The following is an 18640-nucleotide window of genomic DNA, read 5'->3' on the forward strand; positions in this document are numbered from 1 at the left end:
ATAATTTGATTTTTAAAGGCTATGAAGCGATCATGTGCTACCAAAAATTTATTCATTTCGGTTTTGTGTTCTGCTGCACATGATGGTCTCATGAGATTAGTTTTTAAAAGTTTAAGTCTAAGCCAAAAGTATAAATACGTGGAACCGGAACACTACCACCGTCTACACCATACCTTAGCATACTTTGTCCACTTTGCGAACCTACTAGCGGGTCGTACCCCGAGTAATTAGAAAATGTATATACGTTTTGAAGATTAGAGTAAACACGTAAGCCCTTTAAACCATATTTAGAAATCATCTTTGTAGGAAATCTATACCCCAAAGTGATATTCTGAATACGCAGGTAGGTAACATCTTCTACAAAACGGCTACTAAATATACTATTATTGGTATTTTGAACAGACATACGTCCTACATCCGGATCAGACCCAGGCAAAACATAAACATTCCATATATTTTTGTTATCAGCGTTTCCGTCTATATATCCCAACTTTGCATAGTTCGCTACATATTTCCTCACATTTGCGCTGCTACGTGGATCATCTGTCCTGCTTCTTAAAATATTAAATGCCTTAGCTCCAACAGCACCATCCAGAAAGAAACTAAAATCAAAATTTCCGTATTTAAAGTTATTGGTAAACCCAAAAGTAAAATCAGGAAACGGGTTTCCTATGTTTGTAATATCAGCATCATTTACAATACCATCTCCGTTAACATCTGCAAATAGCAAATCGCCTATATATGTTGAGCTAATCAGGGCAGGATCTGTATTATTGATAATATCACCTTTCCTATATTTAAAAGTTGGAACGATAACCGTACTTGTACCATTTCCATTATCTTTCAGGAAGTCAGCAGCCGAATTAATACGTCCAACATACTTGTAGCCATAAAACTGACTTACCGGGCTTCCCGTCATGGTACGTGTAACTATATTATTGCCATTGGAATAATCATACATAGGAACATCTGCCGTTTCAGTGTTCATACGGGTTACCATATTACGATTTAGGGTAAAAACCAATGCTGAATTCCAGCTGAACTCTGATTTGGAAATATTGACAGTATTTAAAGTAAATTCAACCCCCTTATTCTGTATAGCTCCTATATTATACCATGGTGCTTCGGCTGTTCCGGGATATGCGGAACCCGTACCTGTAAAAGCAGGTAAGCTTAATCTAAGCAATAAATCATCTGTTTTCTTAATATAAGCATCAACAATTAGTTCTATTCTATTCTTAAAAAGATTCAGATCCAAACCGGCATTCCAGGATTTGGTAGTTTCCCATGATAAATTTTCATTGGAGATATTACCTGTTTTGAATGATGGTCCCCAATTGGCGGTTGGAACGTTTATCAAATTACTTCCATAAGCAAATGCGCTTACATTTGAGTTACCTACCTTTCCATAACTCAACCTGAACTTCATATTATTTACAACATCTTTCAGGGGTTTAAAGAAATCCTCTTCTGATATACGCCAGGCTGCAGCCGCTGAAGGAAATGTTCCCCATTGATGACCGGGTGCAAAATTACTGGAGCCATCACGACGAATTGTTCCTGTAAAAGCGTACTTACCGGCATAATCATAAGTTAGACGACTAAATATAGAAAACATTGTGTTTTTGCCACTGTTCCCACTATTCTGAGCAATAGTTGCATCTCCGGCATCTAAACCTGTTAGTTCATTAGATCCTCCCTGCCTGTTTCCACTTAGAAAATCACTGTATCTTGACCACATTTCTTGCCCCACCATCAATGTCATCCGGTGTTTTTTTGCAAATGTTTTGTCAAAATTTGCCAGGTTTTTCCAGGACCAGAATGTCCTAAAGGTTTTATCATGTCTGTTATCAGGACTAGCTTTAACGGATTGTCCAAACTGATAGGCTGGTAAAAACTCCTGATAGTTATCAATATTTCCTTCACCACTAAATTCTGTTCTAAAGTTGAACCATTTAAGCGGCTGTAAATTCAGGTACATATTACCCCTAGTTCCAAATTTGTCTCTGTTTCGTTGGTTTAACAAAGCGATGGCCACCGGGTTAGCATAGCTTAAATTATTTGGGTCTAATTCGGTTGTTGGTCCTCCGTACGAGCCATCAGCATTACGTACAGGGATACTTGGAGCCTGGAATAATGAACTTCCTATTACACTCCAGGAGGATACAGAAGTCTCTTGTTTATCAGTGTTTACATTTACACTACCTCCCATTTTAACCCATGAACCAACCTGATTATCTGTGCTTACACGAAAAGTCCCACGTTTGTATCCGGCACCAAAAACAATTCCATCCTGATTCAGATATCCGGCAGATATGGAATAAGTTGAGGCTCTATTTCCTCCACGAACAGAAATATCATAAGTCTGCATAGGTGCATGGCTATAAAGCTCCTTTTGCCAGTTTGTTCCTTCTCCTAGAATTGATGGATTGGCAAAATCTGCCCTTCTGCCATAACCCAACACATCTGACATGTCATTGCGTTGTTGTGCATACTCCCTTAAGTTCATCATGTCTATGAACTTGGGTATTTCCTGATACCCCTGTTTTGTATTAAAATTGAATATCGGAATGCCTTCTTTTCCCTTTTTTAAGGTAACAATAATAACCCCATTTGCGCCTTGTGCACCATAGATAGCCGTAGCAGATGCATCTTTAAGTATCTCCACACTCTCAATATCAGCAGGGTTAATACTTGCTATTGCATTTACGTCATTATCACCTGTTTTTCCATTTATAATTACGCCATCTACAACATAGATTGGTTCATTGGTATTACTAATAGAGCTTACCCCGCGTATCTGTATAGAACTACCACCACCGGGAACTCCGGAGTTCTGAGCCATTTGTAAACCGGCAACACGACCTTGTAAGGCTTGATCTAATGTGGTAGATACAGAGTTCTCATAGCTTTTAGCGGTGATAGATGATACGGATCCGGTTAAATCACTTCGCTTCATTGTGCCATAACCCACGTTGACAACAACTTCATTTAAATTGATCTCATCATCTTTTAGCACTACATCTATTACCCTATTGGTACCAACGGTAATGTTTTGTTTTTTCATTCCAATGTATGAAAAAATAAGGATCTGCCCTTTGCTCGCCATGATCGCATACTTTCCATTTTTATCACTGCTGGCACTTTTATTCGTTCCTAAAATTGAAACGATCACGCCTACAATTGGATCACCTGATTTGTCCTTTATAGTTCCGGTAATTCTGATATCCTGAAATGCAGCATCTTTTACGTGATTTGCAAAGACTTGAGCGCTAAATATGAATAAAAAGCCCGTTAAAAAAACGGCAATAGTCTTTCTATTCATCTGTATGTGTTTTTGATAAAACAACAAAATGTCCATATAATTAATTAATAAATTTAAACTTGATTTACTTTAAATAACTGATGGCTAAATCAATCAAATAGCATATTTATTTAGCGTTATTAAGCTGCTCTACTGTTACTAATGTACCTTTAGAAGCAAAAACAAATTTATCTATATCCAGCCCATCTTCTCTCCCTGCGATTTGGAAAGTTTGTGTCAGTTGTCCTTCCGGAACTATATAATTTGTTGCTTTATTACTAAATTTAGACATACTTACCCACTTCCATGTATCGGTTTTACCTGCGCCTGCAGCTTCAACAACAGCAGTAGATTGATCAGCATGGTATCCACTAATAAAGAACCCATTTACCATTGCCCAATCATCTGATTTTCTTACATCTTTATTACCGAAACCTTTTCCACTAAAAAAACTATCATCATTCGCTCCTCCACTTCCTACTTTCACTTTCAGGTATAATTCATATTCCCCAGCTTTAGGAAATTTTATAGAATAGGTTGCAACTTTTGTTTCATTACCCGGAAAATAAGATTCAATCTTATCGGTTTTAGGACTAATATACCCAAGCCCCAAATCTGTTAAAGAGTTCCAATCGGACCCCAATCTCCCATTTTCAGCTTCTATAGCTATCAAAAGACTTTGTGCCGTAGACATAGATGTCATACCCACCACTAAACAGCAGCTTAGTAATAATTTTTTCATTTAATTTTGGTTTAGGTTTATATTATGGTTTATAATTTCAGTAAATGTACTTCGACCACCTTATGAAATAGGGGGAATTTTGTTCATTTAAACTATACAAATGTTTCATTGGCAAAAATCCTATGTATCACCTAAACCGGCATGAGATGAGGTTATTGGCAGCTTTGGTGCTGCCAAAGGCAAAAAGTTAATTGATAACCACCGATACGGTCTTACCGGCATATTCCTTTTGAGGAAGGTCTAAATTAATCGTTTGGGGATCGGATCCTTTTATCTTTATCTTAACACTCAACGTTTTGGAAAGCTGGGAAGGATCTGCAGCATAAAGTTGATATTTGCCGTTTTCCAATTTCCTTAGCATCAATACAGATGGAATATCTGTCGATACTTTGATTTGCCCATCGTCAAATTGAACATTACCCTCGTAAAACACCACTTGCCAGATCTTCAATCTATGATGATATACCGCCTGAAGCTTTTCAGTATTGGATTCAATGCTAATGTTCTTCTTTTCCAGATAATGCTTCACCTTCATCGGACTTTCGATACCCGGTAGCAAAATATAGGCGTATTTTCCATTTTCAGGTCTAATACCATGTTGCAAGTTTAACTGGAAAACAGATTTGGCTTCTACTTTTTTATTAACATCTTCACCTGTCATGCTAATCCCCGTCCAATCGCCAACCCTGTTTTCAGCAGACAGATAGACGTTGCCTTTTTGAGGAAACACATATCCTACATGGTCGTGCCATACCCATTCTAACTGATCCTTAAAACTTAAATGGAGGTCTTTTTTATAATGTGAAATACGACCACCTGTACATAAAGTCAGTCCATCATTTGCAAGAATTGTCTGATTTAAAGTAGTGCTAACCGAATAAGGTAGTGTAGAACCAATACCTGTTCCTAAACATACAATTTCATCATCAAACATAAACCACGACTTTTTTGCTGATGTATACAAATCATTATCCATTACGTAGGTCGTCACGCCATAGCGTGCATCCGATACACCGCCCGAAAAAGGATGGGTACCTCTCCTGTCCCCCACACCCGGCGCTTTATCTTTAACCACTGGCAAAGTGTCTGGTAAAGTAGTACCTGGTAGTTTGGTCCAATTCCACAGTGGGAATATATTGTAATATTCGTTACCCTTCAACTGGAGATTCATCGTTCCCTCTGCTCCCCAAAATCCCTTCATATTTTCTAAATTTCCAATCTCCTGGGAATATTTTCTGTTAGATACCGCATGTACAGACATAAAGTACGAAGATCTGGCATGTACAGTGTAATCAGTATTCCAATAATGACTATGAAAAGGTTCCACATTAAAGGAAACGGGCACTTCGCCTTTCATTCTTTTCCTGATGTTGCTATATTGTTCCTTTCCCTGAGGATCAATTTTTTCCAGATGTTCAAGATATGGCGAGTAGTCTTTTGCTATGGCACCCACACGCGAAATACCTCTCCCCACAACATTCCAATCCATCCATTTACCGCGAATAACCCCAAATATTGATTCTAATATAAATTTTCTAAATAAATCCAGCTGCCCTCCTTGTAAAGCATACTTTGTTCCAAAAGTATAAGCCGCAGACTTAATCACACATCTCATAAACTCTGTTCCATAACCTCCGTTATATAGATATCCAAAGTGCATATCATAAGAAAGATCATATTGAATTCCTTCTCCTGTTGTGTACTGAATGGGTGAATAGGCTTCTTTCACACCCACATCCACCATTTTTTCGTTCTCTAATAACGCACCTATAAATATCCAGCCCATAGCGATCTGCGATCTATTGGCACCAAAGTTGAATTTGTGCATGGGATTATTTCGCCCATTGCTGGTAACAGCAGTATCCTTACATATCGCTGCAAGTGTATTTTTTTCAACCAGACTATCTAAAGGCAGCTCCCCAAACCTCATATTGACAAGGCTTAGCGCCAAAGTCTGCGGTCGTGTAATCCCCTGTTGATACCAATTATCACAATAAGGTAAAGGCTTAAGACCGGTAAAATATTTCAGGCTTTTATCAATTGCTTCCCAAATCTTTTTATCCTTATAATAGCTACTTTTGGGGGATGAATAAGCCAGAGTCATCGTCCTTATCTTTTCCAATACAGGCAACCAATTTGGATTGATTCGTTTATGATCGGCATAATTTATGGATTCCCATTTTCCATTCTCCAGGTTTAAACCCGAAAGATTGTCTTTAACCTCCTTGTCCAGCTTCCTGATATCTTGCACTTCATCCATTTGCTCCTGATGAACCCGTTGCAATATTATCCGGTATACCGGATCAGACTGAGCTGCTGCAGGATTAAAAAAAACTAAACCGAGGGTAAATAAGACAACAAGAAAAATGGGCTTCATCATATTTAGCGAATATAATTTTTTACCCCCCAACAAAAAAGGCCTGCCCAATAAAATGAGCAAGCCTTTTCTTTCCATTACAGGAAAAATTATTTTTTAGCGATCAATTTAACTCCGATTTCAAAGTTATCATCAATTGCTTTGTCGCCAATGCTATCGAAGAAAGATTTTGAACCATATCTGATGTCATACTTAGTTCTGTCAACAGTGATTTTACCAGCCAAAGCAGAAACAGTACCATCTGCATTAACAGCTACAGTTGCAGGGAAGCTTAAAGGCTTCGTAATACCTTTGATAGTCAGGTTACCAGCAACAGTTACATTTGCACCTGCACCGGTCACTTTAGTGATCACAAAAGTTGAAGTAGGGAATTTAGCTGCACCGAAGAAATCATCAGCTTTCAAGTGACCTTCTAACTTATCGCTACCATCAGCATCAGCAATTGAAGTCATATCGATAACAAATGTACCACCAGTTACATTTTTACCATTAATGTCTAATGATCCTGATTTTAAAGCAATGGTTCCGTTATGAGATCCTGTTACTTTTTTACCAAGCCATGTAATAGTTGATTTTGCGGCATCTACAGTGTAAGTAACCGGTTTGTTAGGGTTTTTAAAAGCTGACAATGCAACTACAGCTACTAACAATAAAATAGTGTTGATTTTTAATTTCATTTTCTGGGTTATTAATTTGATCCAAAGATAAGCTCAAAATCTAACTGCTTTCATTGACCTATGTTAAGATTTTACAATCAAATCATAATTTCCATAAAAAACCAGAGTAGGATTCAGTGCTTAACAAAGTTTCCTTTAAATCCTCGCAACCGATATACCATTAAGTTCTTGCATATTTTCCCATTTCTCTTTATCGGGAGAAGTACCGGGTCTTCTATCTTTTCAAAATATTCTTTATTGAAATCAATGTCTTGCTCTGAAAACATATTTGAACTGGTAATATAATAGGCATCAGATCCTTTTACCGGTTCCTTAAGGTATTGATTATAAAAATAATATTGATGAAGATCAAAGATCGGCCCGATACCATAGGTTTCTTGTTTAGTTATACCGGCTATGTAAAAATCAATGTGTGCAGCCGGAAACCACTTATTGATGATGATTGGCTCATGAGCAAGCATCTTTCCATCTTTGATGTCATTTTGATATAACTGCTCAAATTGCTTACCTGCATCCCTCCACCCATATAGATCGAGTGTTACGTCACCCTTAGCAACAGTTTTAGGATCATCCGAAGGACCGATTGTTCCGGGATAAAAATTGATCATGATCAGACCTGCAATTACAATAACCAGATAAAATGCTAACGAGGACATCACAATTCTATTGGCTTTTCTATCCGTATAATCAGCCAGTTTTATAGCGATCATCAATATGAGCACACTATATGCCGGGCCAGACCAGTGTGGTAAGGTTGTTCTGAATAAGGCTAAAAAAAACAGGGTAACAATTAGTGGCAAACTGTAGCATATCAATAAGGCAAGATCCTTTTTAGCAACAACCAATCTACTTTTATGCCAACTCCATACAGCTCCCCAGCCCAGTAAGAACACAAAAGGATTGTTATAAAAAAACTCGCCAAATATTTCCCTGAAAAAAGCGATAGGATTAAGTTCTGTTGTTGGTGTTACCCTACTTCCATGGTAAGCGTAGGTAATGAAATGATTTTGAAAATTCCAGATCACTATTGGAGAAATGATCAGCAAACTTATTACCCCTGAAATATACATCCATGGATTTCGCCACCAAACAGGTTTCCAAATCGCAGCATACAGGCCGACAGCCAACCACAGAAAAACACCGTGTACCTTACACATGATACAGAGTCCGGCTACGATACCAAAATAAATCCAAAGCAGATTAGGCCTGGAGGCATTTGTTGACTTATCAATTTTGATCAGCATAAACAGGCCAAGCATCCAAAAGACCATTTGTGGGCTATCCGGCAAAATAAAGGTACCCGCTATAATGCTGCAATAAAAAGAAGCAGAATAAAGAAGAGCGGCGTACCAGCCCGACCGTTTATTATGGATCAGAGCACCTGTTTTATAGATGATAAATGTACAAATTGCAGAAGAGAGGATAGCACCAAATCTGGCAGCTAATTCGTTATGTAAAGAAAGATTTAATGTGGTAATCCTAATCAGCCAGGCTACAATAGGTGGATGATCGAAATAATTCCACTCCAAATGCCGGGCATAGGTCCAGTAATAAACCTCATCATTTCCAAAATCCAGCGTTAATGCTATAATTATCCTTACAGCTGTTGTTAATAAAATAAGTAACCAGATGCTATCTATCTTAGATTTCATTTTTTTTGAATGTTACGAGCGCATTTAAAGTATAATTCCACATAAAAACCAACAAAATAGCTATAAATTTTGCCACATAGAATGACAAGTATGTCCATTGTTGAATGGTATAGATGCACAGGGTGTTTATACCCAATCCTATAACTGAAACGATCAGGAATTTTAAAAACTGTTTGGCGATCTGTCTTTCGTCGCTCTTAAAGGTCCAGAATCTATGGATGAAGTAATTATTGGTTACTGCTGCACTAAAGCCCAGCGCATTTGCAATAAATCTATTTAACCCTACATATTCCTTAAAAAAATAGGTAATGGCAAAATCTATGACCAGGCCAGAACAGCCAACAATCCCGAATTTGATCAATTGTATAAGCTTCTCTTTTGAAAGGAAACGATCTATTCTGACTACTTTGTTATGACCTGAGAATTGCATACCTGCTGTTTAGATAATGTACCTGCAATACGGCATTTTTTCAATATCAAAAATAATAGTACAACCAACACATAGAATATGCCATCCCCCCAAAAATATATCGGGCATTTTTTAATTCCAATCAACATTTTAAAAGATAATGCAAAAATGCACGCTCCATATTAAACAGGCATTACCGGAAGAATAATTCATTGTGTCAATGTTTGGTTAACTGATATTACCTATTAAAAAGACAAAACAGAAATAAATCTGTTTTGTTTTCCATCTTTCAAAATCTGCAATCTGGTGGCTCTACCGTGTGCTAAATATAGAAAACTTATAGTCGTTATTTTATTTGGTTAAATTCAATTAAACACAGCTTTCGACTGAATTTCAGTTCAGTAATGTTTATCATTAATTATCTAATTACGTTTGTTGAAATAGCCAGGGAAAAATGAGTGAAGAAACTGATGGCGCAAGATTTATTGATCCTTATAGTGACTTTGGATTTAAGCATATTTTTGGTAAAGCACCCAACAAGAGTTTTCTAATCAGTTTTCTCAATCAAGTACTAAAAGGCAGGAAAGTAATTGTTGATATTCAATATAATGATACGGAATATAAAGGTTCTGGTAAGGATTATAGAAAAACAGTATTTGATTTGTACTGTACCAGTGACAAGGGCGAAAATTTTATCGTAGAAATGCAGAAAGCAAAAGTTAAAAACTTTAAAGACCGAAGCATTTTTTATACGGCAAATTTGATTCAGGAGCAGGGAGTCGGTGTAATTGCAGATTGGAATTATATGATTCCTGAAATATACTTTATAGCTATCATGAATTTTAAATTTGATGACAGCCATCCGGATCATTTTATACATGATGTCCGGCTGATGGAAATCAATGCGAACCAGGAGTTTTATCCAAAGTTGGCATATATTTTTATAGAGATGCCTAAATTTAAGAAACTAGAAGGGGAATTGGAAAATGAACTGGAAGAGTGGCTTTACATATTAAATAACCTAAAAGAACTATCCGAAATTCCGCTATCTTTGATAGGCAAGGGAGAATATGACAAAGTATTTGAGATTGCGGAAGTTGGCAACTTAACCCCAGATGAAATGAACGAATATCAGCAAAGATTAAAAATACAGCGTGATAATTATAGCGCAATGGAGTATGTAAAAGAAGTGGCACTTGAAGAGGGGCGTCGAGAAGTCGCGATCAAATTAAAATCCGAAAACATTCCTTTTAGCATTATCTCTAAAACCACAGGACTAACTATACAAGAAATAGAGTCTTTATAAGCAGAATATTTGATGCATCAATCCTTTCTTCCTTTCTGTCATTTCTTTCTTTGGTTTAAAAGTGTAAATAATAGAATCTTTATAAGCTAATCATTAAAACTCCCGAGATAAGTGCTATTAGCAATCCTCCTTCTATCTACTACGCGGGTATGATACCAACATTTAAATTTTTCACCAGAGTTTATGTTATTTTATTTGGTTAAATTCAATTAAACGAAGGGTGTCGGTGTAGTTGCAGATTGGAATTATATGATTCCTGAAATATACTTTATAGCCATCATGAATTTTAAATTCGATGACAGCCACCCTGATCATTTTATACATGATGTCCGGCTAATGGAAATCAATGCGAACCAGGAATTTTATCCAAAATTGGCATATATTTTTATAGAGATGCCTAAATTTAAGAAACCAGAAGGAGAATTGGAAAATGAACTGGAAGAATGGCTTTACATCTTAAATAACCTAAAAGAACTATCCGAAATTCCGCTATCTTTGATAGGAAAGGGAGAATATGACAAAGTATTTGAGATTGCGGAAGTTGGCAACTTAACCCAAGAGGAAATGAACGAATATCAGCAAAGATTAAAAATACAACGTGACAATTATAGTGCGATGGAGTATGTGAAAGAAGAGGCACTTGAGAGGGGTATTGAAAAGGGTCGTGTGGAAGAACGTAAAGAAATGGCTTTCAAATTAAAAGCCGGAAATATTTCTTTAAACTTTATCGCTGAGACGACCGGACTCACTATACAAGAAATAGAGTCTTTATAGTAGAAATCGCCCTTACTATATTGATAAATCTCTATCATTTATAGAAACCTCTTTGCTAAAGTATGGAGCATCTGCCAGGTAGTGTAAAATAGATTCAGGATCTTTATCTGCGATCTGGTTGGCAGTGAATTCTTCTAGGTGGCCAAGTTTTAGCAAAGATCCGCAGCCTGCATCTTTAAATAGTTTGCTTAGCTCTTCATTTTTGTCAATATGATAGGAATTGAAAGCCGGAAGGCTATCAATTTCCAAATATTTTTTATCCTCCTTAACGATATTTAAAAGACGTCCAAGTTTTTCACCTTCCAAAGTATCATTGTTAGTTAGAAATAAAAAAGTATGGATCATCATTTTGCTGCCATGTAGTTTCACTACAAGATATCCAACTTTTTGATCAGAGACCATAAAATCGACATAAGTTTTGTCTCCATCCCATCGGTGAGGTATCCTGGGTTCTAAAAAGGTGAGCAGCAGTATTTGATGCATCAATCCCGGAGTTATATTGATCCTTTTTTGTAGTCTCTCAAGTGTATGAGTCCCGATGTATATTTCCAGAGGAATATCCAGTCCTTGGGTTTTAAAACCCAGTAATGATGGCTTGACATTAAAATATTTCCACTCGAATTCTGAAGAAGGCCAACCCAGACGTATAGCGCTACGCGTACCCTTCTTCGTTTCTATCATTTCTTTCTTTGGTTTAAAGGTGTAAATAATGATATCATTTTGCGAACTCAATTTCGCAAAATAGGAAGTCATTGAAAGATCGGCCCTGTAAATATGGTCATTGTAATCACTTAACAATGTGCAGGTATCAGTTACCAGGTCAATCAATGTCTCCTGTAGATGATGATGGAACTTACCATCATGTGAACAAAAAGCAAAAGACGCCTTAATTTCTTCCAGTTTAGGATCATCATAAGTTTCAATCCCGCTGATACAGTCTGCTAATGTCATCCCTTCTGAGAGGTACCAGGAAATTGGGATTTTATTTCCATTAGGAAATATAACTTCTATGCCGTCCATCAGCTGCTGTAATAGTTTATTAAACTGAATTACTCTATTCCTGGGAATATCTGAACCAGGGGCAGCTTTCGCTTTTAGTACCGTATAACGACATTCGTAGAGTTTTTCAAAATAAATAGCCGGGAATTTTTCCAAAAGCGCTTCATTGCCGATCTGCAGAACTACTTTTTTAACACGATCCAAAAATCTATCTTTCAAAGCTCTTCGTTGCAACTCAACGTTAGCAGCAGACTTATTCGCCAATTGTTTCTTTTTTTTCCTATCCATTTTAGCTTTATTAGGTATCGACAATATTTGATCAAACCATTGACATTTTACATCCTGCATTTTCGCCGATAGAAAAATACAAAAAGAATTTTGGAATAAGCTAATCATTAAAACTCCCGAGATAGGTGCTATTAGCAATCCCCCTTCTATCTTCTGCGACAAAAGAAATATAGACTTCCATATATTCATTTAACAGATCAGCTGGAAGACTTAAAATATCTGAACCTGCTGATCTTTTTGCTCCATAAAGAACATACTCCGCTTTTTGCAATACCGGAAAATACGCAAGCAGCATCACATTGTCATTAGGCCGTGACCAGTTTAAACTATCAGGACAACTCCAACTAAACTTTAACCCCTCAGGTATGCTTTCAATGAACGGATCTATCGCATTCAACACACTTCCTTCTGTCACCAATACCTTTTTAAAGTTTACCCCGATATCAGGATATCTTCCCTGTAAAGCATACTTCCTATTATAGGAAAGGGCCATATTAAAAGGATGCTTATTGTTATATTTAGCCATTAAGTTAAAGCCCACATTGATAAATTCTGTAATGTGCTTTAAAAAACTGCTTACCACACTCATTTCCTGTCTGCATTTTAATTGCAGTTCGGTGGGAGGTTTGGTCGTTTTGCCAATTGTGCGTACCACTGTTTTACCATTTAAAACATAAAATACAAGATTACCGATTCTACCACGGTAGTTTCCCATAATACCATTTTTTAAAATTCCCATTGTTTGATTTTTAAATTGTTCCTAAATACGTACTATTGCTGACCCATTTTCCGTCAGCACTCACAAAATTCATAAAGCAATGAAGCCTGCCCTCACTTAAACCTGAAGGTAAGACCATATGATAGCTCAGCGCAGATCTGAGCGCAGTACCAATTTTTGTGATCACAAAATCCTTATCGGGGCAATAAACTGTAAAACTTGCCTTATCTGTGTTTTGGCTAAACTGCATTTGCACATCCGGTAGCCATCTGATTTGCACTACATCATCCATTAATGAAAGTTCAGGTTGATTTGGACCGGCCAAACTACCCACACTGTAAACCATTCTCGTATAATCAATAGTGAAGTTGGGTGCTATCCCTGTTACGATATGCTTAAAATTATGCTTAACAGCAGTATTAAATGCATTTCCCTTCCCCCTAACTTTTCTAAATCCTACTGCGATCAGATTGCTAAACTTCACCAAAAATGAGATTACCAACTCCAGCTTCAATTGCTGCTCAAGTTGTGCCTGCGACCTTGCTTTCGTTGATTTGTGCGGGGTACCGGAAATCACACTTTTGTCTTTTAGCCGCCTCCCAACCAACCGTCCTGTTTTTTTCTCAAAACCCCCAAATATTCCACTTCTTAAAATCCCCATAATATTACTGTTTTAATGTCCTTATAACCAATCTGCATATTTCGCTATCGTCCTTTTATGTCTTACTTTCCGCATTACTGCATCCCCTTCCCTGCTTCCCGCTATGTTGGTATTCCCCTCAATTGAAAAAATTAAGCTTCCGTGTACCTGTTCAATCAAACCAACATGCCCTATCCGATTTATCGAAGGGAAATAAATCCCAATGACCATTCCGGGGAGCCGATCCCTTGCCAGGCGCCGCAGAGGAAACAATGCCGGGCTCCATGCCGATCTGGGTTCTGGCAGTCCTACTTCCTTGTGACACCACGAGACGAACGCCGCGCACCAGGGAGCAGCCTGTTTAAAACCCACGTAATTAAGATACTCACTGATTCTCTGGCCAGAATTGTGACCAGATTCCCTAACACCGATTTCTTTTCGGGCGATTTCGATGATTGCAGTTCTATTTCTTGATTTTCCATAATTGTATTTATCAAATGTTATAAAATTGCAGCCAGGCATACTGCCCCGGCTAACAATACCAAGGCATAACATGCCCATAAAAAAATTAATTGTTGCCATTCTTTTAGGTCCTTAAATTTTAAAACTATTTCATCTATCGGCGGACAGCCCATCCTCATTAAAAACCTGTTGAACAGCCAAAGGCTAAGCTCCATCAGTATTAAATAAGTAATCAGACTTAACACCACCATCAATGGCACACTCTGGTTAATTCCCGCACTCAGTTCGGGGCTGCTAAAAAATTATAATACTCCCCAAATATTGGACGGCTGATTAAATTCATAAATTTAACAGTTGAAAATGAAAAAAGAGCGTAGAAAATTCAGTTCTGTTTTCAAGACCAAAGTGGTGCTTGAAGCAATTAAGGAAAGTAGTACCATGCAAGAACTTGCGTCCAAATACAGTCTCCATCCCACACAGATCACCGCGTGGAAGCGTGAATTTCTTGAGAAAGCCGATACGGTGTTTGGTTCAGAGAAACCAGATGAAAAGGAAGAATCTAAAGAGAAGGAACTGTACTCCAAGATTGGCGAACTTCAGATCCAGGTTGATTTCCTAAAAAAAGTCTTGGGGAAATGAGTATGATTGAAAGGCGTAGCCTTATTTCCCCGGAGCACCAGGCGCTGAGTATTGCCAGTCAGTGCAAGCTACTGAACTTGCAGCGCAGCTGCTATTATTTCAAGCCTAAAGGCGAGTCGCTGTTCAACCAGTCGATAATGAATTTGATTGACCGTAAGTTTCTTGACTGCCCGTTTTACGGCGTGGACCGGATGACTGCGTATCTTAACAAAGATTTGGGATGTCATGTGAATAACAAGCGTATACGTCGTCTTTATCGTGTGATGAACCTGCGGACAATTTATCCTAAAAAGAACCTGAGCAAGGCTAATGCGGCACACCATAAATATCCATATTTGCTGAAAGGCTTGAAAATAGATCGGCCGGGCCAGGTTTGGCAGGCTGATATCACTTATATTCCCATGTTCAGAGGCTTCATGTATATGTTTGCCATTATTGATGTGTACAGCCGAAAGATTGTCGGATGGAGCATTTCAAATACCATGACCGTAGAATGGTGCAGAGATGTACTGCTTGAAACCATTGAAGAACATGGTACACCTGGTATATTTAATACGGATCAAGGCTCACAGTTCACCAGTCCGATCTTCACTAAAGCACTTAAAGACAGTAATGTAAGTATATCTATGGATGGCAAGGGAAGAGCCTTGGATAATGTGTTCATTGAGCGATTCTGGAGATCTTTGAAACAGGAGTATATTTATCTTAACCCACCTAACGGTGGTATGGAATTATTCCAGGGTATAAAACGGTATGTGGAATTTTATAACAATGAACGAAGGCATCGGTCAATGGACGATCTTACGCCAAATGAGGTATTCTATCAAAATAATAAAAAAGTGTCCTAAATAATCTTAAGTTTGACCTATAGCTGTCCAGCAAACCGGGAGTACTTCATAAAGGCCTTTCCATTAAAACAAATGCCGTCCTAGTTCCACTACATAAAGAAGGTGTATTCGTTCATATTTCAGAAAAGAAGATGGTAAAATTCGGATTCTTGAATTATATGATGATGTACAAAGATAACAAGGATCACATCATAACAGAATGGGTAGAATTAAAGCCCACTGAAAAATGGATAAATTCAAAAATTTCAAGGAAATACGAAGGAAGAATTTTAGTAAAGGATTGGGATGGCAAAACAAAACGGGTTATCGACTTTAAAGAAGAAAATTTGAATAGAACGGCCAATAATACAATCAGTTCAAAAAAAAATATCCGGGATAAAAGGCACCGTGATGTCTAATGATGAGCAACAAATTTGTTTTTACACCACCACATATACCCTTACTACAGGTCGTAGCCTTTGTAGCTGTAAGGGCCACACCTATGAAATGTGGGTAGCTGGGGGTTGTACCTGCGGAGATGTACCCAAACAAGGTTATACGACTACCCTATCATACGAAACTGCTTATGATTGCTTAGCAGTAGAGGATGGTGGGCCAAGTGGCGGTGGTGTTGGTGGCCCGCCTTCAGGCGGTAGCGGTCAACCGCCTACAGGAAATGGAAATGGGAACGGAGGCGGTACAAATCCTGATGATTACGCGCCTATACATTGTAATCCTGACCCAAATTATGTAGTACCAACAACACCTCCACCACCGGGACAGGAGTATATAATACCTTGTTCTGAAATGTCAATACCCGATGAAGACATTCCTGACCCAAACACAAATCCACAACCATTAACATCAACAGAACTGATCATCCATTATTACAATGCAGACCCCAATACCGATATGCACTTAAGTGATAGCGAAGTATCTTTTTTAAACAATAATTCAAATATTGTTGAAGAACTACTGAATTATTTACAGGCAGAGACTTTAGAAACCAAAGAATTTGGAAAATGGGCAATTGCGTATTTAAATGAAAATACTGACGCAACGTTTTCAGAATTAATTCAAGCCAACGACATTTCAAATTCAACAATTAATTTACCAATTTTAGACGTTTCAGAATTGACTAATTATCCAAAATTCAAGGCCCTTGTAAATGACTTACCAAACTTTTTGACGAGATATCCTAATATACTCTGAAGTACTCCCGGTTTGCTGGACAGCTATAGGTCAAACTTAAGATTATTTAGGACACTTTTTTATTATTTTGATAGAATACCTCATTTGGCGTAAGATCGTCCATTGACCGATGCCTTCGTTCATTGTTATAAAATTCCACATACCGTTTTATACCCTGGAATAATTCCATACCACCGTTAGGTGGGTTAAGATAAATATACTCCTGTTTCAAAGATCTCCAGAATCGCTCAATGAACACATTATCCAAGGCTCTTCCCTTGCCATCCATAGATATACTTACATTACTGTCTTTAAGTGCTTTAGTGAAGATCGGACTGGTGAACTGTGAGCCTTGATCCGTATTAAATATACCAGGTGTACCATGTTCTTCAATGGTTTCAAGCAGTACATCTCTGCACCATTCTACGGTCATGGTATTTGAAATGCTCCATCCGACAATCTTTCGGCTGTACACATCAATAATGGCAAACATATACATGAAGCCTCTGAACATGGGAATATAAGTGATATCAGCCTGCCAAACCTGGCCCGGCCGATCTATTTTCAAGCCTTTCAGCAAATATGGATATTTATGGTGTGCCGCATTAGCCTTGCTCAGGTTCTTTTTAGGATAAATTGTCCGCAGGTTCATCACACGATAAAGACGACGTATACGCTTGTTATTCACATGACATCCCAAATCTTTGTTAAGATACGCAGTCATCCGGTCCACGCCGTAAAACGGGCAGTCAAGAAACTTACGGTCAATCAAATTCATTATCGACTGGTTGAACAGCGACTCGCCTTTAGGCTTGAAATAATAGCAGCTGCGCTGCAAGTTCAGTAGCTTGCACTGACTGGCAATACTCAGCGCCTGGTGCTCCGGGGAAATAAGGCTACGCCTTTCAATCATACTCATTTCCCCAAGACTTTTTTTAGGAAATCAACCTGGATCTGAAGTTCGCCAATCTTGGAGTACAGTTCCTTCTCTTTAGATTCTTCCTTTTCATCTGGTTTCTCTGAACCAAACACCGTATCGGCTTTCTCAAGAAATTCACGCTTCCACGCGGTGATCTGTGTGGGATGGAGACTGTATTTGGACGCAAGTTCTTGCATGGTACTACTTTCCTTAATTGCTTCAAGCACCACTTTGGTCTTGAAAACAGAACTGAATTTTCTACGCTCTTTTTTCATTTTCAACTGTTAAATTTATGAATTTAATCAGCTGTCCAATATTTGGGGAGTATTATAAATTGTATTATAATCCGCTAACCTGAAAAATTTCTGGAAGAAGTAAAAGCCAATATCAAAACCTTGCTGGTCATCATGATTTTATTTTAACCCACATTAGAAAAAGCATAAAAAAATAATCAAAATGAAGAGTTTATTATTGTTTTGTCTTCTGTTTAAATGCGACTAATACAGTCCAAAACAAAGATATAATTGAAATAAAAAGAACAATTACTAGTTTTTTTGAATGGGATAAGATAACAGATCGAGAAAATTTAAGTCCCAAGTATTCGATTACTAAAGCTATCAAGCAAGGGAATAAAAAAAAGATAGAGATTGACAAAGATGGAGTTGAATTATATCTTAATAAATACAGAAAAAGCCGTTTATTCTCCGAATTATACT

18 protein-coding genes are annotated in these 18640 nt (G+C 37.7%); 6 read left to right on the forward strand and 12 right to left on the reverse strand.

The window, feature by feature from the left end; translation table 11 throughout:
* Nucleotides 1-103 precede the first annotated feature (103 nt).
* The 6 genes from P0Y49_13305 to P0Y49_13330 all read right to left on the reverse strand — a co-directional run bounded on the left by P0Y49_13305 (nucleotide 104) and on the right by P0Y49_13330 (nucleotide 9182).
* On the reverse strand, nucleotides 104-3325 hold the full coding sequence (locus tag P0Y49_13305) for a TonB-dependent receptor (GenBank protein ID WEK17775.1): 3222 nt from the start codon (nucleotides 3323-3325) through the stop codon (nucleotides 104-106).
* Nucleotides 3326-3431: 106 nt separating this feature from the next.
* Nucleotides 3432-4046, reverse strand: a complete 615-nt coding sequence (locus P0Y49_13310) for a hypothetical protein (GenBank protein WEK17776.1) — start codon at nucleotides 4044-4046, stop codon at nucleotides 3432-3434.
* Nucleotides 4047-4233: 187 nt separating this feature from the next.
* Nucleotides 4234-6426 (reverse strand): polysaccharide lyase family 8 super-sandwich domain-containing protein, encoded by a 2193-nt coding sequence (locus P0Y49_13315; protein WEK17777.1) that lies wholly within the window; start codon nucleotides 6424-6426, stop codon nucleotides 4234-4236.
* 86 nt (nucleotides 6427-6512) lie between these two features.
* Complete coding sequence (locus P0Y49_13320; GenBank protein ID WEK17778.1) at nucleotides 6513-7100, reverse strand: YceI family protein; 588 nt, start codon at nucleotides 7098-7100, stop codon at nucleotides 6513-6515.
* Nucleotides 7101-7213: 113 nt separating this feature from the next.
* Nucleotides 7214-8752 carry a glycosyltransferase family 39 protein gene (locus P0Y49_13325; GenBank protein ID WEK17779.1) on the reverse strand — a complete coding sequence of 513 codons (1539 nt, stop codon included), beginning with the start codon at nucleotides 8750-8752 and terminating at the stop codon, nucleotides 7214-7216.
* The gene (locus P0Y49_13330; GenBank protein WEK17780.1) at nucleotides 8742-9182 is read right to left on the reverse strand and encodes a GtrA family protein; all 441 of its coding nucleotides are present in this window, start codon (nucleotides 9180-9182) and stop codon (nucleotides 8742-8744) included. Before P0Y49_13330 ends, P0Y49_13325 begins: the two co-directional genes overlap by 11 nt.
* 433 nt (nucleotides 9183-9615) lie before the next feature.
* Between P0Y49_13330 and P0Y49_13335 the strand changes: the two genes are divergently transcribed.
* On the forward strand, nucleotides 9616-10467 hold the full coding sequence (locus tag P0Y49_13335; GenBank protein ID WEK17781.1) for an Rpn family recombination-promoting nuclease/putative transposase: 852 nt from the start codon (nucleotides 9616-9618) through the stop codon (nucleotides 10465-10467).
* Between the two features lie 249 nt (nucleotides 10468-10716).
* Complete coding sequence (locus P0Y49_13340; GenBank protein WEK17782.1) at nucleotides 10717-11241, forward strand: Rpn family recombination-promoting nuclease/putative transposase; 525 nt, start codon at nucleotides 10717-10719, stop codon at nucleotides 11239-11241.
* A gap of 15 nt (nucleotides 11242-11256) precedes the next feature.
* On the opposite strand, the gene P0Y49_13345 is transcribed toward P0Y49_13340, so the two are convergent.
* The 4 genes from P0Y49_13345 to P0Y49_13360 form a co-directional block, all read right to left on the reverse strand.
* On the reverse strand, nucleotides 11257-12528 hold the full coding sequence (locus P0Y49_13345) for a hypothetical protein (protein WEK17783.1): 1272 nt from the start codon (nucleotides 12526-12528) through the stop codon (nucleotides 11257-11259).
* A gap of 100 nt (nucleotides 12529-12628) precedes the next feature.
* Complete coding sequence (locus P0Y49_13350) at nucleotides 12629-13267, reverse strand: DUF6266 family protein (protein WEK17784.1); 639 nt, start codon at nucleotides 13265-13267, stop codon at nucleotides 12629-12631.
* Between the two features lie 10 nt (nucleotides 13268-13277).
* A complete protein-coding gene (locus P0Y49_13355; GenBank protein ID WEK17785.1) occupies nucleotides 13278-13907 on the reverse strand; it encodes a DUF6266 family protein in 630 nt (209 codons plus the stop codon).
* 21 nt (nucleotides 13908-13928) lie between these two features.
* Nucleotides 13929-14468, reverse strand: coding sequence for a peptidoglycan-binding protein (locus P0Y49_13360; GenBank protein WEK17786.1), 540 nt, complete (start codon nucleotides 14466-14468; stop codon nucleotides 13929-13931).
* A 240-nt stretch (nucleotides 14469-14708) separates the two neighbouring features.
* Here P0Y49_13360 and P0Y49_13365 point away from each other — a divergent pair, with 240 nt between their 5' ends.
* The 4 genes from P0Y49_13365 to P0Y49_13380 all read left to right on the forward strand — a co-directional run bounded on the left by P0Y49_13365 (nucleotide 14709) and on the right by P0Y49_13380 (nucleotide 17026).
* A complete protein-coding gene (locus P0Y49_13365) occupies nucleotides 14709-14987 on the forward strand; it encodes a transposase (GenBank protein WEK17787.1) in 279 nt (92 codons plus the stop codon).
* Nucleotides 14984-15835: an IS3 family transposase gene (locus tag P0Y49_13370; GenBank protein ID WEK17788.1), complete on the forward strand. Its 852-nt coding sequence runs from the start codon at nucleotides 14984-14986 to the stop codon at nucleotides 15833-15835. Before P0Y49_13365 ends, P0Y49_13370 begins: the two co-directional genes overlap by 4 nt.
* Before the next feature lie 131 nt (nucleotides 15836-15966).
* Nucleotides 15967-16233, forward strand: a complete 267-nt coding sequence (locus P0Y49_13375) for a hypothetical protein (protein WEK17789.1) — start codon at nucleotides 15967-15969, stop codon at nucleotides 16231-16233.
* A complete protein-coding gene (locus tag P0Y49_13380) occupies nucleotides 16226-17026 on the forward strand; it encodes a hypothetical protein (protein WEK17790.1) in 801 nt (266 codons plus the stop codon). Before P0Y49_13375 ends, P0Y49_13380 begins: the two co-directional genes overlap by 8 nt.
* Nucleotides 17027-17072: 46 nt before the next feature.
* Here P0Y49_13380 and P0Y49_13385 read toward each other — a convergent pair whose 3' ends face one another.
* Nucleotides 17073-17924, reverse strand: coding sequence for an IS3 family transposase (locus P0Y49_13385; protein ID WEK17791.1), 852 nt, complete (start codon nucleotides 17922-17924; stop codon nucleotides 17073-17075).
* Nucleotides 17921-18199, reverse strand: coding sequence for a transposase (locus P0Y49_13390; protein WEK17792.1), 279 nt, complete (start codon nucleotides 18197-18199; stop codon nucleotides 17921-17923). Before P0Y49_13390 ends, P0Y49_13385 begins: the two co-directional genes overlap by 4 nt.
* Nucleotides 18200-18640: the final 441 nt, after the last annotated feature.

Origin of the sequence: Candidatus Pedobacter colombiensis, from assembly GCA_029202485.1 — a bacterium.
Classification (GTDB): Bacteria; Bacteroidota; Bacteroidia; order Sphingobacteriales; family Sphingobacteriaceae; genus Pedobacter; species Pedobacter colombiensis.